Here is a 16,104-nt window from a genome sequence, read left to right on the forward strand (position 1 = left end):
ATTATGATTCCTTTCTTTCAGGGGGTTTGATAAACATTGCGTCGCCGAAGCTGAAAAAACGATAGTGCTCATTAATTGCTTGATGATATGCTTCCAAAACGTGTTCACGAGTTGAAAGTGCTGATACCAACATGATTAACGTGGATTTCGGTAAATGAAAATTAGTCAATAGCCCATCCAGAATACTAAATACATATCCAGGATAAATAAAGATGGATGTCCATCCACTTGAAGAGGTAATTCTTCCATCATTAGTCGAAGCAATTGTTTCAAGTGTCCGAGCCGAAGTTGTGCCAACAGCAATAATTCTTCCACCGTTTTCTTTCGCTTTATTTATAGCATTCGCAGCATTCTCTGAAACACTGTAATACTCAGAGTGCATCGTATGCCCTTCGATTGTATCGACGCTAACAGGTCGAAACGTTCCAAGTCCAACATGGAGTGTAATAAATTCTACGCCCACACCTTTTTCACGAATACGATTAAGGATGTCTTCTGTAAAATGAAGACCTGCTGTTGGCGCTGCTGCAGAACCACGCTCTTTCGCAAATACAGTTTGATAACGGTCTTTATCGTCTAATGTTTCAGTAATGTAAGGAGGCAACGGCATATTGCCAAGTTCATCAAGAACTTCGTAAAAGATCCCTTCATAAATAAATTTAAATATGCGTCCTCCTTGTTCAAGAACGCCGGTACATTCTGCCTTCAACTGCCCATCACCGAATGACACGATATTTCCAGGTTTTATGCGTTTTGCGGGTTTAACAAGCGTCTCCCATTCATCATTGCCGTGTTCCTTTAATAAAAGAACTTCAATCGCCGCACCTGTTTCTTCTTTGACACCCATAAGTCGCGCTGGAAGGACACGTGTATCGTTTAGAACAAGAAGATCTCCCTTTGTAAGTTCATCAATTAGATCAGGAAATTGTCGATGTTCTATTTTACCTGTGTCTCCATTTAGAACCATAAGCCGACTTGCTGTTCGATCTTGCAGCGGGGTTTGCGCGATTAAAGCTTCAGGTAATTCAAAATCAAAATCATTTACATCCATAACTATTTCCATCCTTTATTTTCAAGTTAACGATCACTTTCTTTTTCACTTATTGCATAACCAAAATGATTGTATGCAAGCGCTGTTGCTACTCTACCACGTGGGGTTCGTTGAATGAAACCAATTTGCAATAAATAGGGCTCATAAACATCTTCGATTGTCACTGATTCTTCACCGATACTTGCCGCGATTGTGTCAATCCCCACAGGACCCCCTTGGAAGCGCTCAATCATTCCAGTGATCAGTTTGTGGTCAATGTGGTCCAAGCCGTGCGAATCGACCTGCAGCATCTCTAAAGCCTCTTTAGACGTCTGTAATGTGATGCTTCCATCTCCACGCACTTGAGCATAATCACGTACTCTACGTAGAAGCCGATTTGCAATACGAGGAGTTCCACGAGAACGTTTCGCTATTTCAATCGCTGCCAACCGGTCAATTGCTACGTCGAAAATGACCGCACTTCGAACAACGATTTCAGTTAGGGGTTCCTCACCGTAAAACTCTAATCGAAGAGGTACACCAAATCGGTCTCGGAGCGGTGCTGAAAGTGCTCCTGCACGAGTCGTTGCTCCAATAAGTGTAAAAGGCGGCAAATCGAGTCGGATTGAACGAGCGGTTGGCCCTTTACCAACTACAATATCAAGACAGAAATCCTCCATCGCGGGATAAAGTACTTCTTCAATAGCCCGATTCAGTCGATGAATTTCATCAATGAATAGAACATCTCCGGGTTCCAGTGAAGAAACTACCGCCGCCAAATCACCAGGTCGTTCAATAGCGGGTCCACTCGTCATTTTAATATTGACTTCCATCTCATTCGCTATAACAGTTGCAAGGGTCGTTTTACCAAGCCCAGGTGGCCCATAAAGTAAAACATGATCCAAACTCTCACTACGTCCTTTTGCAGCTTCAATGAAAATACTTAGATTGTCTTTCACTTTTTCCTGCCCAATATATTGGCTTAGATACTCCGGTCTTAGTGATTGTTCAAATCGTTCATCAAAGTTTGTTGTTTCACCCGAGACAACACGGTCATCCATAACTAAGCCCTCCATTATTAAGCATTATTTTTTCAATAAAAGTCGAAGAGCTTTTTTCATATACCCTTCTGTATCCAATTCTTCATCTTCAAGTTTCGGTTTCACTTTTGTTAATTCACGCTGCGAATAACCAAGTGCTTCAAGAGCAAGTAAAGCTTCATCAAGTGCACCGTTTTCGACCATTGTAAGTAGGTTGAATTCTTCATCAGGCATATCAATTTCACTAAACAAATCATGCAATTTCCCTTTTAAGTCCAAAATCATTTGTCGAGCCGTCTTTTTTCCAACGCCCGGAAATTGAACAAGAAAAGATTCGTCTTCACGTTCAATTGCACCAATAACTTGTGAGGGTATACCACTTGCAAGAATGGCAAGGGCTCCTTTTGGACCGATACCTGAAACGGTAATCAGTTTCTTAAATAATTCACGTTGTTCAAGTGTTTTAAACCCAAGCAACAACTGAATATCTTGCCGTACATGTAAATATGTAAATACTTGTTGGAGTTCATCTGTAATGTGAAAAGAATATGGATTTGGCGTCATAACAAGCCATCCTAGACCGCCTTGGTCAAGTGTAATGTATTCAGGCGTTACTCTTGTAACATGCCCTTTTATGTAGTCGTACATTTTGGGACCCCCTTATTTCGTCATTCACAATTATAGCATACGAACGCACTTTCTGGGAACGACACTTGTTAAGCTAGGGAAAGGGCTATTCAGTTCTGTTCTTCGGTAGAACAAAAGAAAAATGATGTTACAATATATGATGTTAGTGAAAGTAAATACCCTTCTCCTTACCCGCCGATTTTCGTTCCGACCGGACGCGTTCCATTAGCGATGAATAAAAACCATTCTTCTTAGGGGCGGGCGGTAAGCCGCATCGGATCGCTGCCGCTCCCTGCTGGGTCTTACCTGTCCCGCTAATCCCATTGGAGTCGCCGGTCTGCACTTCAATCAGCCGGAATGTGGGAAGATATAAGTTCAATATAAATAAAAAAAAGATTCTTCTTGAGTATTTGAAGAATCTTTCGTATTGTTCTCTATTCCAAATTTCAATAAATTATTTTGGTAGCAATATTTCAGTCCATTGAAAATGACATCGGTTTTGTATAAACATTAGATCACCATGCTTTCTTTCGTAACGACGGGAACAAGTGCTAGTACGTTATCGATTGTAAATGTTCGTCTGGATTTCCGCAGAAAGCAATAAGCACGGAAGGATTTTTCGCCTACTTGAAGAACTTTAATTCTTCGTTTGCTTATGACACCATCATTTGCAATGTAAATCATTTGAAGCGTTTGATTATACTCAATTGACTTTACCAACGAATTCAGCACATCCGTTCCCCCTCTTAATTTTCACCATACAGAATACACGTTCGTATTACAAGTAAAAAAAGGGCGATTACTCTTTATTGAGTAACCGCAAAAAGTAGAAATGGGATTCCTTAAAATAGGTCCGACTCCATGCTAGGGAATGTAAAATGACTATTTCAATTAAATTTTACTATTACTTGATGTGCGCTAAGTTCTTGGCTAAAACAGACTTATTCTCCCGCGTTATGATACACGTCTTGAACATCGTCATCTTCTTCGAGCATGTCGATCATTTTTTCAAACTTCTCTTCATTATCTTCACTAATCTCAGTATACATCGTAGGAATCATTTCTATTTCTGCAGAAATAAATTCAATACCTTCAGCTTCAAGAGACTCCTTAACTTGTAAGAAATCCACTGGTGACGTCACAATTTCGAATCCTTCGTCTGTTGATTGGATATCCTCCGCACCCGCTTCAAGTGCCGCCATCATTACTGTATCTTCGTCCGTGTCGCTCGTTCGTTCAATAAACAAACGACCTTTACGGTCAAACATATAGCCAACAGAACCACTTTCACCGAGATTTCCTCCGTTTTTACTGAAGGCTAAGCGAATATTTGATGCGGTACGGTTTCTATTCTCAGTTAAACAGAAAACTAGAACTGCAACTCCACCTGGACCGTATCCTTCATAAATCACATCGTCGTAATTTTCCTCGGAACCCGAACCTGAAGATTTGTCAATTGCACGTTTAATAATATCATTAGGTACATTTACGCTTTTTGCTTTTTCAATGGCGAGCCGAAGTCCAGGGTTCATTTCTGGATCTGGTCCGCCCGATTTAGCTGCTACAAAGATTTCTTTTGACATTTTCTGAAAAACTTGACCGCGTTTTGCATCTTGTGCACCTTTGCGGTTTTTAATATTATTCCATTTGGAATGCCCTGCCATAATGTAACCCCCTAATTTTTCATCCGTTCTACATTATACCATAATTTCGGCCAATGTGAGAGTGCGGATTCTGTAAAAGGGATTAGTTTGTTTACTTGTTTCTCCTTACTTTTATCAGATAGCGTAAAGAAATGAAGCCATTCACGAAGCAGTTCATTCGGAAAAAGCAGCAGTGATTTTGAAGACCAATTCAGTTTTTGTAAGGATGGTTGTTCATTTAATAGAAACTCAATATCATAGTCGATATGCGGCAGTACCCGATGAATCCATAATGCAACTTCTGTTCCCGCAGGTCCAGTACTCGCCAAATCAAAATCGATCAATCGAATAATCCCGTCTTTATCCCTTAGAATATTATGGTGAACAACATCTCCGTGGAGCAGTGTGCCATCTAAATTATCTTGATAGGATTTCTTAACAATATTTAATGCATTTGTAGCATAAAACAGTAACTCCTCGACGTGACTTTCCCCAATGTATACCTCACACCTCGAACTGATCGACTGAAAACGTGCAATACGTTCTTGCCACTTCTCTATAAGTGGGTAAGTATGCAAATATACAGATGCTGGCCAATCCACACGAGATTTAGTTTCATGAAGTTCGTTTAAAGCAGCAAGTGAGTCGGTTCTGTCCGCTCTTTTTTTGAAATTGACCGGACGCACACCCTCTAGCCATGGTTGAATGAATGTTAAATTATCATTCGTTATAATAATGGGAACAATATGAGGGTATGCAACCGATTCGAGTACTTTATGGATATGCCTTACTTTCACAGCAGTTGAAGAAGAGTGATAGTGCTTAACGGAATAACTCTTCCCATCTTGTTCCAATTTCCAGACGTTGTCCTTAATTTTCTCTAGTTTCCCGTCTGTTATCATACGCCGCTCAGTATGAACCGAACCAGTTTTGCCCCCGTTGATGATGAGGATTCATTTGGTAAGGGATTGGCTGATTGCACGCATTACAGTGATTCATTGGCTCTGGCATTTGCATCGGCATTTGCATCGGCATTGGATGGTATCTGCCACATCCGCAATTCATTGTTGGTGAACACCCACAACCCGACGGAGGATAAGGCATTGGTTGTTGCATTCCTTCCATTTGCATTGGGTGGTATCTACCACATCCGCAATTAGTTGTTGGTGAACACCCACAACCCGACGGAGGATAAGGCATTGGTTGTTGCATACCTCCCATTGGCATTGGTTGTGGATAAGGAATTGGTTGTTGCTGCATAAACGGACTCTCATCTGTTGCCGGTCCAACAATCATTGATGGTGATTCATCAAATAGGATATCCGGTGATTCAAGTAATTTCCAGCCCGATGGTAAAGTATTATCTACCGGTCTTGGCATTGGCATTGGTTCCGGACATTTAAGTGGTGTTTTGTCATCAATCCCTAATACTGGTTTTGAAGGCGCTGGAGGCATTGGTGCTGGCAACGGACTTGGTATGGGAGCTGGCGGCATAGGTACATGCTGTGCCTGACCCGGATGCATAAAAGGAAAACAATCCGCATCGAAAATCGGCATCCATCCACATGGTATTGCAAAAACTGGCTGCATCGGCATTGGCATTGGCATCGGCATCGGCATCGGCATTTGTTGAACTGGTGGCATTGGTGGTGCTGGTGATACCGGTGGTGTTGGTGGTGTTGGTGGTGTTGGTTTTGGTTTTGGTAAAACTGGTGGTACTGGCTTTGGTGTAGGCTTAACCGGTGGTTTCGGTGCCGGCTTAGTTGGCGGTGTTGGTTTATGTTCTTGCGGCTGCGTATGAGTAGGTTTATGTTCTTGCGGCAGTGTGTGAGTAGGCTTACTATGTTTAACAGGCTCTTTTCCTTTACCCCCGGGATGCATTGCAGGCAAAAATATTTTCATGCCAGGCACAATATAATCCGGGTTTGCGAGATGTGCATTGACCCTTTTCAACTCTTCAAACGGGATCCCGTATTGCCTTGAAATCTTCCATAACGTATCCCCTCTAACAACAACATGAACTTCCACTTAACATATTCCCCCTTCATCATATCCATCGTATGACCGAATGCCCCACCTTGTGACGCAATTTTTCACGGGACATTCCCTCTTGCCATTTATATGCGATTCGGGGTAATTTATGATTGAAATAGTTTAATAAATTCGATAAAAAAACCGCCCGACCTTCTATTAAGGGCGTGACGGCAATTGATCATATGTAAAATAGCTTCCAAATGAACGCGCAATACAATTAAGTGATGCAAGTTCTTCCATCGCACCAATCATCATTGGATGATCCTCTGATTCCTGAACATCGATAATGAAAAAATAATTTCCAAGACCTGTTTTCAATGGCCTTGATTCAATTTTACTCAAATTAAGTCTGCGCCATGCAAAAACAGAAAGGATTTGGTGAAGTACCCCGGAACGGTCATCTTCGGGTAGTTTAATCATTAGTGTTGTTTTTTTGGTGTCCGAATGTTCTTTCTTTTCCAAAACACCTTTACGAAGTGAGAGCACAATGAATCTCGTATGATTATAGTGAAAATCATGAATGTTTTCCTCTACGATATGTAACCCATACTTCTTTGCAGCAAGTCTATTTCCAACTGCAGCAATCTTTTCATCCGGATTGTCCGAAATGAATTTTGCAGCTGCCGATGTTGACGTTGTTTGAATAAGTGGTACTTTACGAAATTGATACATTAAATATTTATGGCATTGAGCAAGAGCGTGTGGATGTGATTGGATGGATTTCAATTCATCCACATTATCTTTTTGTTTCGGATTCACCATAAGATGTTGTTCAATTGGTGTCGAAATTTCAGCATTAATAAAAAGGTCTTGCCCTTGAACCATATAATCAATCGTTAAGGGGACGGAACCTTCCAGTGCATTTTCTAATGGTACAACAGCATAAGCAACTATTCCACTCATCACGGCCTCAATACAATCTGGTATTGTTGGTTGCGGTAATAAACCCGACGTATCAAATAATAAACTTGCAGCTACATGTGTAAACGAGGCTTCCGGTCCTAAATAAGCAACTGAAGGCGAAAACTTTCGTTCTTCCAAAATTATTCCCCCTAATTTAGAGGGCGCCTGAACTAACTAAAGTAACCGAATCAACAAAGTCCGGTGCTTTTAGCCGGTGTAGGAACTCCTCCATTTTAATTGGCATCTCAGTGACATCAAGTGATAACGTAATATTGGCTCTCCCTTGCACGGGAATCGTTTGATGAATTGTAAGGACATTACATTTACCTTCTGAAACGATTGTAAGTAGAGTCGCAAGAGAACCTTTACGATCCTCAAGTTGTATGAAAATCGTCAGCACTCGTTCTCTAGCAATTGACTCAAACGGAAATACGGTATCACGGTATTTATAAAATGCACTGCGTGATAACCCAACTCTTTTTGCGGCTTCTTGAATTGTTTTTTCATCGCCGCTTGATAAAAGCTGTTTAGCTTCAATCGTTTTTTGCATAGACTCCGTGAGAACATCTTCACGCACTAAGTAAAAACGACCTTCACCTAATTGTTTCATACGATTTCCCCCTTTAAGGCGGTCTGTCCTAGTTAACATTACTCAAGAAATTCAAATTCGAATTCAAGTATCCGAACAGTATCTCCATCCTTAGCACCGCGCTCACGAAGTGCATCGTCAATACCCATACCTCGCATTTGACGAGCAAATTTTCGAATAGATGCGTCGAAATTGAAATCTGTCATTTTAAACAGTCGTTCAAGTGTGTATCCAGATAATACAAATGCGCCGTCATCTTCACGGGTAATTTTGAAATCTGCATCATCGCCTTCATATTTATAAAGAACAGAAACTTCCTCGTCATCTTTAATTTCATAAAGAGGGAATTCTGGTGTGACTTCAAGTAAATCAGCTACAGAAAATAATAAAGCGTCAAGTCCTTTTCTCGTAAGTGCTGATATCGGGAAAATTAAAGCCTCACTATCGCCAAGTTGCTCTTTAAAAAGCTCTAAATTATCTTCTGAATCAGGCATGTCCATTTTGTTTGCAACGATAATTTGCGGACGTTCCAACAATCGCATATTATATTGTTCCAATTCCTCATTAATTGTTACATAGTCTTCGTACGGATCGCGTCCTTCAAGTCCGGACATATCAATGACGTGTAAAATAACACGTGTACGTTCGATATGACGCAGAAACTGGTGACCGAGTCCGATTCCAGCATGAGCACCTTCAATCAGCCCAGGAAGGTCTGCAAGGGCAAAGCCACGACCGTCTTCTATTTCAACCATCCCAAGATTTGGAACGAGCGTTGTAAAATGATAATCCGCGATTTTCGGTTTTGCAGCAGAAACAACCGACAGCAATGTTGACTTTCCAACGCTTGGGAATCCTACAAGTCCTGCATCAGCGAGTACTTTTAGTTCGAGTACAATTTCTAGTTCTGAACCCGGCTCTCCCATTTCAGACAATTCAGGTGCTGGGTTTTGTGGCGAAACAAAACGGCTATTCCCACGACCCCCACGTCCTCCCTTAGCAATAACAGCGGTTTGACCATGCTCTACTAAATCGGCAATTACTCGACCGTCCTCAGCTGATGTTACGACCGTACCTGGTGGAACTTTGACAACCATATCATCGGCACTTCTACCGTGCATATTTTTACTTCCACCGTGTTCACCCCGTGGAGCCTTAAAATGACGTTGATAACGAAAATCCATTAACGTCCGTAATCCTTCATCTACAATAAATACAACGTTTGCTCCTTTACCACCATCACCGCCAGATGGACCTCCATAAGCGATATACTTTTCCCGACGGAATGCAACGATACCATTTCCACCGTCACCACCTTTTACAAAAACCTTTACGTGATCGACAAACATTTAGCTTCCTCCTAATAACCACTTATCTTTAATACATATAAATCATCCGAAATGATCGATTCCGCAAAGAAGTCTTTTCCAGTTTGCGGAAGTTCTTGACGGACATTCAATGACCCACTTATTGCAATATTTATTGACCAATCTGAAGTACTCGCAAGCACATCGAAACTAATTTCATATTCACTTAAGGGATCAAGTTGGTCCTCCATGTTATGGAAAAACCTGTCCAGAAATGTCCTTAGTTCTATATCGTTAACTCTGCGTATTCCAGATTCTATAGACGATGAATAACTTGCTTGAAAAAAAGGATATATCCAACTGAATGTATTTAGCCAATTAACCGTTGCAGGTAGACCAAGTTTACTTAGCGTAGATAACTGCTTAATTTTGTTTGAAACTTTTAGGACTGCTTGTTTTGACTCTGGCATCTTTCCTAAATCGATGTACATTAAAACAAGTTGAAGTTCATTTAAAAAGTCATGACGTGAAAACTCCAGCACTTCGACTACTGTTAGCTCCGCTTTTTTCACAACCCACACTCCAATGCAATTTACATAAGAACAGTATAGCATTTTTACACCTTTTAACACCAAATTAAAAAAAGAACTGCAAATTACATGCAGTCCTTCTCATTAGTGATTACGCTTCTTGTACTTCAGAGTAAACACTGACTTTCTTTTTATCGCGACCAAGACGTTCAAAACGAACTACGCCATCGATTTTAGCAAAAAGTGTATCATCACTTCCGCGACCTACGTTTTCACCTGGGTGAATTTTAGTTCCGCGTTGACGATAAAGGATTGATCCACCTGTAACGAATTGTCCATCAGAGCGTTTTGCTCCAAGACGTTGTGCGTGAGAGTCACGACCGTTTCTAGTTGAACCTACACCTTTTTTCGATGCGAAAAACTGGAGATCTAAACGTAACATTGTGTGCCACCTCCTACTTTTATAAGATACTTTGTATAGTGCCCATCATTTTAGGAATAGTAATGTCATCCTTACAGATTAACTTCACTAATGATTACTTTAGTGAACGGCTGACGATGACCTAGTTTTCGCTTGTAATTCTTTTTCGGTTTGTATTTGAAAACAGTAATTTTTTTAGCGCGGCCTTGTTCAACAACTTTCGCTGTGACAGAAGCACCTTCCACGAATGGAACGCCTACTTTTACATCGTCTCCACCTACGAATAGCACTTTGTCGAAAGTGACGATTTCGCCAACTTCAGTTGCTACTTTTTCGATATAAACTTCCTGGCCTGCAACAACTTTAAGTTGTTTTCCACCAGTTTCTATGATTGCGTACATACTTGCACCTCCTCTTATACTCAGACTCGCCTTATTAGGTGATCCCATTGGATACTTAGACCTTTTCAGTGCGGTTGCAGCACGGGTGCGCTACAAACATTAACTATTGAATGTTAACATGTATTACTTAAATCGTCAACCTCTTTAGCTTTACATCTAAATAGGCTTGTTCGTATTTTCTAAATCTAAAGGTGGCTATATTTTGAACTAACAAAAATATGGTTAGTAACATATATGGAGTCGTTGTTGGTAAACGAGTAGTTAACAGCAATATGGCAATGATTAGAAAAATAATTGAAAATACCAATACGCTGCTTCGCGTATTATGCTCACGGCCTTTTGTTTCAAGAATGGCAGCCATAGCCTGTCCACCATCAAGAGGTAAAATCGGAAGAAGGTTTATTATAAGTAAGATAACTTGAATTCGAACGAACATCACATCGCCTGGAAACGAAAAACTAAGCGCAATTAAAAGTAAAAGGGCTGTAGCTATCGGACCGCCCATTGCTACAAGGATACGGTCTTTTTTGGGTGCCAACAGCCGCCCCGGAATCACCAATTCTCCACCATATGGCATAATTGTACATGATCTCACACGCATTCCTGTTATTCTTGCCGCCACCAGATGACCAAGTTCATGCAAAAGAAGTGATAGAAAGATCAGCGCATAAAGCGAAAAACCGCCTGTAATCATAAGAAATAAAAATACGGGTATTAGCACCGGGTGAAGACGAAATTTCATAGGCTCATTCCAATGTACCCGAAAGATATGCAGGCAGTAGAGAAGAATCTATACGTACGCCATTTTGCTTTACTTTAAGAAACATAGCACTATCATCGTTCATGAGTGCCAATGCATCGCCCTTCTTCACAGTAGTATATGGAAGTTTGGAAAAAGCACCGACAAATCCGTAGGTCACTTCATCCCCTTCGTCATAGAGCACTGTAACTGTTTTTCCAGTTCGCCGAGTATAACCTGTGAATATTATTAAACCGTTTCCTTTTGCATGAATGGCTAGTGGAGTCGAGTAGGATACTAAAACTCCGTCCCTATAAGGTTGCAATGACTCATAACCGGCAAGTGCCTCTATCTCCTTATTTGATGTAACCATAATCATTTCTTCATTTGGATCTTTTATGATTGAAGCTATCCATTTTTTCATCACCAAGAAATCATCACCAGTCGTGACGTATTGCGTAACTGGCTTTTCAATCACGCCGGCTGTCTCCAATTGAGCTACACCGATAACTGTCAGTGTCAATAGGCATGCCCAAACCCATTTCGACCTCCATCTCATCCCACCACACCACCCGTTTTTTTTAGTATATGTTGAGGTTACGGGGAATAGTATTCGCTTTGTTCAAAACCAAAATAAAGGTGGGGGAAATCCACAAATAACATTTCACCATAAATATATTAAACTAAAGAATTCTGCTGCTCCACGCTGATTTCCGCTCCGAACGGAAAGCAACGGGGAACAAGGCACTTGAAATCCTATTTTAAACAACAAAAAAACTCTCGATGTGTATAGACACAATGAGAGTTTAATAATCACTTTGCAAAAATCGATTTTATTTTCCCGAAAAATCCTGGTTTTCCAGTTTCTAAAGACATTAGTGGAACGGATTCGCCTAAAATTCTTCGTGCAATGTTACGATAACCAATTGCCGCGGGGTTCGATGGATCCATAACGACAGGTTCTCCTTTGTTTGAAGAAGAAATGACATTTTCATCGTCTAGGACAATTCCGAGTAAGTCAATCGACAAATGTGTTGTAATATCATTTACATCAAGTGCATCGCCACTCGAAACTAGGCGCCGTCTAATACGGTTAATAATGAGTTTTGCAGGTTCTATATCTTCCTGCTCAAGTAGACCGATGATACGATCCGCATCACGTACAGCGGAAATCTCAGGTGTTGTAACTACGATTGCACGATCTGCACCGGCAACCGCATTTTTATATCCTTGCTCAATGCCCGCTGGACAATCTATTAATACATAATCGTAATCTCTTTTTAAATCCGTGATTAGTATTTTCATTTGTTCGGCATTGATGGCATTTTTATCCGTTGTTTGTGAAGCAGGTAATAAATAAAGGCCATTTTCAAATCGTTTATCTTTCACAAGTGCTTGATGTACTTTGCATCGACCTTCAATTACGTCTACTAAATCATAAATAATTCGGTTTTCAAGACCAAGAATTACATCAAGATTACGAAGTCCGATATCGGTATCGACAAGGCATACTTTTTTCCCTTGTAGTGCCAATGCAGTTCCAAGATTTGCGGTAGTCGTTGTTTTACCAACCCCGCCTTTTCCAGATGTTATTACGATTGCTTCTCCCACATTAGCTTCCTCCTTTAAATGATGACAATCCCGGTCGTAGATTTCTAAGTTCCTGCAACCGGTCGATTGCGATAAAGCCATTTGAATGCAAGTAGGCACATTCCATTTCCGGGTGTTCAGATAGAATGGTCAATTCATCTGACATAAGTTCGATTTTATCTGCAATCATTAAATGAGTGGCTTCAAGCCATGATGCGGCGATAACCGATTCTGTATTCCCTTTCGAACCTGCGTGAGCTATTCCTTTTAGCCTTCCCAAAACGTAAATACTACCTGCAGCGACAACACGTGCATTTGGATTTACATCGCCGATAACAACAAGATCTCCTTCTGCTGTAATGACTTGTCCAGAGCGGACAATACCTATATAGGTTTCAGATTGGTTTTCAAGTATATGTCGATTGCACTCTTCCATTGTGATGACATCGCTTTGTATTTTCGAGACGCGCAAATTTGGAGAGGCATGAATAATATTCATTATTTCTTTTAACTCTGCTTCATCGCAATAGCGGTTACCTGTATGTACTTGCACTTTTGCAAGACCCTCAAGACCGTCTTCAGAAACCTTTTGCTCGAGTTCAGTAATCAAATCAGAGTAGGCACATTTATCGTCAAGCCGGAGGACAAGTCCATCCTTCGTTCCTTTGATCATCACAAATTGCTGTTTCGTCATTGTCGTCACCTCGCATCCCCTTCACCTACAAAGATTCTCTCATAACCTTAAAAACTCTTTTATAAATAACAGCTTTGAAAATCCAACCAAACATGACAATAAATAGAGAATTAGCAATTAGTGTTGGAATAAGCCTTCCGGTAAGAAATTCTTCCGATCCAATCGATGTAAGTGATATTAAGCTTGCAAATAAATAAGATAATATTTCAAGAAGTGCAACAAGGAATAAGCACAAGATCATCACGATTACAATATGACGATGGATTCGGCGAATAATCATAGCTGCGATAAAACAAATCAATGGATATAGAAATGCATATAGTCCAATAATATCAATGTAGAACATATCATACAAGAGGCCAAATACAATTCCGTAAAGGATTGCACGCTGACTGCTGTAGTAAACAGCGACAAATATTAGAAATACTATGACAAAACGAGGGACTAATGTATAAAGGGACCCTTCAATATCAATGGGTGAGAATAGACTAAAAACAGGTTCTAGAAAAAATAGCAAAATAGCAATAAGAGGGATGATAGACCGAATCATGATCCATTCTCCCCCTCCGTACCAATTGTTTCATCAGTTCCACCACCGTCAGAACCGTCCACTTGTGTTGAACTACGTTTAGCAATGATGACGTGATCGAGCATTGAAAATTCTGCTGCTGGACGAATATAAGCCAAAGTTGTTAATCCGTGATCGTCTGTCGATACTTCTGTTACTTCACCAATTGGAAGACCTGCAGGAAATATACCACCGAGTCCGGATGAAATAACTTTTTGCCCAGGCTTAACTTTAAAACTAGAATCGATTCGCTTCATAATTAGTTCGCTACGCAATGGGTCATACCCTTCTATCAAACCAAAAGCGGGCGCATCACCTGGAATTACCGCAGACACACGAAGCTCACGATTTTCAGTAGACAATAGTTCTACAGTAGAACTGAACGGGGTTACGAGAACAACTTTCCCAATAAGGCCATGCGCTGTTAAAACCGCCATATTTCGTTCAATACCATGCAGACTGCCTTTATCTATAATAATTTTCATTTCCCATTGATCTGGATTTCTGGCAATAACCGTCGCATGAATCGGCTCGTATTCACGAAGGTTTTCTTCCTTGCCGATAATATCAAGCAACCGTTTATTTTCTGTTTGAATATCGATAAGTTCCGATTGGCTTGTCGCATATTCACTCAGTCGCATTTTCAATACCTTATTTTCTTCATATGTATTCAAAATCCCATCGATGTTCCCAAAAACACCAGTTATGTAATGCGCCGGCTTCGAAAAAATAGATTGTCCGAAGCCGACGACGTCTTTTACAATTTGTTCAGGAAGCGAGGCGTTATGCCGGTCCTTCAGGGAGAATGATATTAAAGCAACTAAGGCGATGACGCCAACTAGCAGTAATATCAATCGTTTATTAGAAAAAAATCGCGGCATTGCCCGTATCCTCCCTCATTATCTTCTTGTTTGCATTTTTTTAATTAAATCAAAGTTATCCAACGCTTTACCTGTTCCAATCGCTACACAATCGAGTGGATCTTCAGCAATAAAGACGGGCATATTTGTTTCATCTGAAATTACTTTATCCAAATTATTAAGTAAAGCACCGCCGCCTGTTAGAACAATACCACGTTCCATAACATCCGACGATAATTCTGGCGGAGTTGTCTCAAGAGTTTTCTTAACACCATCAATAATTTGTGTAATAGATTCGCGAAGTGCTTCTGCAATTTCTTCAGATGTAATTTCAAGTGTTTTTGGAAGTCCTGTTAGTAGATCGCGTCCACGAATTTCCATTTTCTGAATTTCACCAACGACTTTAGCAGAACCAATCTCAATTTTAACGGCTTCCGCTGTGCGCTCACCAATTGTTAAATTGTATGTTTTGCGAATATAAGTCGTAATGGATGCATCCATTGTGTCTCCACCGACACGAATCGATTCGCTCGTTACAATACCTCCAAGAGAGATTACAGCAACTTCTGTAGTTCCTCCGCCTATATCGACGACCATGCTTCCAGTAGGTTCCCAAACGGGTAAATTAGCTCCTATAGCAGCGGCAAAAGGTTCTTCAATTGTAAATGCATCTTTAGCACCGGCAAGACGAGTTGCATCTGTTACTGCACGTTGCTCGACAGATGTAATGCCGTATGGAACACAAACCATAACGTTCGGCTTCTTAAATGTTCCTCCAGAAGCTTTCATAGCTTCTTTCATGTAATGCTCAATCATTGCTGTTGTTATTTCAAAATCAGCAATGACACCATCTTTCATTGGTCGAGTAGCAACGATTGAACCCGGTGTACGGCCAATCATATTTCGAGCAGCAGATCCCACTGCAACGATTTCACCTGTATTTACATTTTTTGCAACAACTGAAGGTTCCCGAAGGACAATACCCTTCCCTTTAATAAAAACTAATGTATTTGCTGTGCCGAGATCGATCCCGACATCTTTAGCTCCAAATCCAAACAAATGTGTTCTTCCTTTCTATACAACCGCTAAATTACGGTGTTCATCAAATCCTACACCACAGTATAGCGG

At 40.7% G+C, this 16,104-nt stretch carries 20 protein-coding genes and 1 other annotated feature; all 20 genes read right to left on the minus strand.

Translation table 11 applies throughout. From position 1 onward, the window contains the following. Position 1: 1 nt before the first annotated feature. The 20 genes from queA to ACP8HH_RS10890 all read right to left on the minus strand — a co-directional run bounded on the left by queA (position 2) and on the right by ACP8HH_RS10890 (position 16,035). Positions 2-1,051 (minus strand): tRNA preQ1(34) S-adenosylmethionine ribosyltransferase-isomerase QueA, encoded by a 1,050-nt coding sequence (queA, locus tag ACP8HH_RS10795; protein ID WP_438319124.1) that lies wholly within the window; start codon positions 1,049-1,051, stop codon positions 2-4. 26 nt (positions 1,052-1,077) lie between these two features. Then, positions 1,078-2,091 carry a Holliday junction branch migration DNA helicase RuvB gene (gene ruvB, locus ACP8HH_RS10800; protein ID WP_438311143.1) on the minus strand — a complete coding sequence of 338 codons (1,014 nt, stop codon included), beginning with the start codon at positions 2,089-2,091 and terminating at the stop codon, positions 1,078-1,080. Positions 2,092-2,115: 24 nt separating this feature from the next. Further along, on the minus strand, positions 2,116-2,718 hold the full coding sequence (gene ruvA / locus ACP8HH_RS10805) for a Holliday junction branch migration protein RuvA (RefSeq protein WP_381535964.1): 603 nt from the start codon (positions 2,716-2,718) through the stop codon (positions 2,116-2,118). Positions 2,719-3,207: 489 nt separating this feature from the next. Then, positions 3,208-3,429: a transcriptional regulator gene (locus ACP8HH_RS10810; protein ID WP_438311145.1), complete on the minus strand. Its 222-nt coding sequence runs from the start codon at positions 3,427-3,429 to the stop codon at positions 3,208-3,210. 209 nt (positions 3,430-3,638) lie between these two features. Next, entirely contained in the window at positions 3,639-4,361 is a 723-nt protein-coding gene (locus tag ACP8HH_RS10815) for a YebC/PmpR family DNA-binding transcriptional regulator (protein ID WP_438311147.1), read from the minus strand. 11 nt (positions 4,362-4,372) lie between these two features. Next, positions 4,373-5,242 (minus strand): phosphotransferase, encoded by an 870-nt coding sequence (locus tag ACP8HH_RS10820; protein WP_438311149.1) that lies wholly within the window; start codon positions 5,240-5,242, stop codon positions 4,373-4,375. A 7-nt stretch (positions 5,243-5,249) separates the two neighbouring features. Further along, the gene (locus tag ACP8HH_RS10825; RefSeq protein ID WP_438311151.1) at positions 5,250-6,368 is read right to left on the minus strand and encodes a LysM peptidoglycan-binding domain-containing protein; all 1,119 of its coding nucleotides are present in this window, start codon (positions 6,366-6,368) and stop codon (positions 5,250-5,252) included. A 162-nt stretch (positions 6,369-6,530) separates the two neighbouring features. Further along, complete coding sequence (pheA, locus tag ACP8HH_RS10830; protein WP_438311153.1) at positions 6,531-7,415, minus strand: prephenate dehydratase; 885 nt, start codon at positions 7,413-7,415, stop codon at positions 6,531-6,533. Between the two features lie 16 nt (positions 7,416-7,431). After that, positions 7,432-7,887, minus strand: a complete 456-nt coding sequence (locus ACP8HH_RS10835; RefSeq protein ID WP_438311156.1) for an ACT domain-containing protein — start codon at positions 7,885-7,887, stop codon at positions 7,432-7,434. Positions 7,888-7,925: 38 nt separating this feature from the next. Next, a complete protein-coding gene (obgE, locus tag ACP8HH_RS10840) occupies positions 7,926-9,215 on the minus strand; it encodes a GTPase ObgE (protein ID WP_438311158.1) in 1,290 nt (429 codons plus the stop codon). A gap of 11 nt (positions 9,216-9,226) precedes the next feature. Beyond that, positions 9,227-9,745 (minus strand): Spo0B domain-containing protein, encoded by a 519-nt coding sequence (locus tag ACP8HH_RS10845; protein WP_438311160.1) that lies wholly within the window; start codon positions 9,743-9,745, stop codon positions 9,227-9,229. Between the two features lie 109 nt (positions 9,746-9,854). Beyond that, on the minus strand, positions 9,855-10,145 hold the full coding sequence (rpmA, locus tag ACP8HH_RS10850) for a 50S ribosomal protein L27 (protein ID WP_438311162.1): 291 nt from the start codon (positions 10,143-10,145) through the stop codon (positions 9,855-9,857). A gap of 71 nt (positions 10,146-10,216) precedes the next feature. Then, positions 10,217-10,525, minus strand: a complete 309-nt coding sequence (rplU, locus tag ACP8HH_RS10855; RefSeq protein ID WP_381535952.1) for a 50S ribosomal protein L21 — start codon at positions 10,523-10,525, stop codon at positions 10,217-10,219. Between the two features lie 12 nt (positions 10,526-10,537). Further along, positions 10,538-10,611, minus strand: a sequence feature (ribosomal protein L21 leader region). A 41-nt stretch (positions 10,612-10,652) separates the two neighbouring features. Then, complete coding sequence (locus ACP8HH_RS10860) at positions 10,653-11,267, minus strand: M50 family metallopeptidase (RefSeq protein WP_438311164.1); 615 nt, start codon at positions 11,265-11,267, stop codon at positions 10,653-10,655. A gap of 4 nt (positions 11,268-11,271) precedes the next feature. Further along, positions 11,272-11,787: a hypothetical protein gene (locus ACP8HH_RS10865; RefSeq protein ID WP_438311167.1), complete on the minus strand. Its 516-nt coding sequence runs from the start codon at positions 11,785-11,787 to the stop codon at positions 11,272-11,274. Between the two features lie 290 nt (positions 11,788-12,077). Next, positions 12,078-12,875, minus strand: a complete 798-nt coding sequence (gene minD, locus ACP8HH_RS10870; protein WP_438311169.1) for a septum site-determining protein MinD — start codon at positions 12,873-12,875, stop codon at positions 12,078-12,080. Between the two features lies 1 nt (position 12,876). Continuing rightward, positions 12,877-13,548: a septum site-determining protein MinC gene (gene minC, locus ACP8HH_RS10875; RefSeq protein WP_438311172.1), complete on the minus strand. Its 672-nt coding sequence runs from the start codon at positions 13,546-13,548 to the stop codon at positions 12,877-12,879. Positions 13,549-13,573: 25 nt separating this feature from the next. Further along, positions 13,574-14,098 (minus strand): rod shape-determining protein MreD, encoded by a 525-nt coding sequence (mreD, locus tag ACP8HH_RS10880; RefSeq protein WP_438311174.1) that lies wholly within the window; start codon positions 14,096-14,098, stop codon positions 13,574-13,576. Next, positions 14,095-14,997 (minus strand): rod shape-determining protein MreC, encoded by a 903-nt coding sequence (gene mreC, locus ACP8HH_RS10885; RefSeq protein ID WP_438311176.1) that lies wholly within the window; start codon positions 14,995-14,997, stop codon positions 14,095-14,097. Before mreC ends, mreD begins: the two co-directional genes overlap by 4 nt. An 18-nt stretch (positions 14,998-15,015) precedes the next feature. Then, positions 15,016-16,035 (minus strand): rod shape-determining protein, encoded by a 1,020-nt coding sequence (locus ACP8HH_RS10890; RefSeq protein ID WP_438311178.1) that lies wholly within the window; start codon positions 16,033-16,035, stop codon positions 15,016-15,018. Positions 16,036-16,104 lie beyond the last annotated feature (69 nt).

The organism is Sporosarcina sp. FA9 (assembly GCF_051550205.1).
In the GTDB taxonomy this organism is placed as follows: Bacteria; Bacillota; Bacilli; order Bacillales_A; family Planococcaceae; genus Sporosarcina.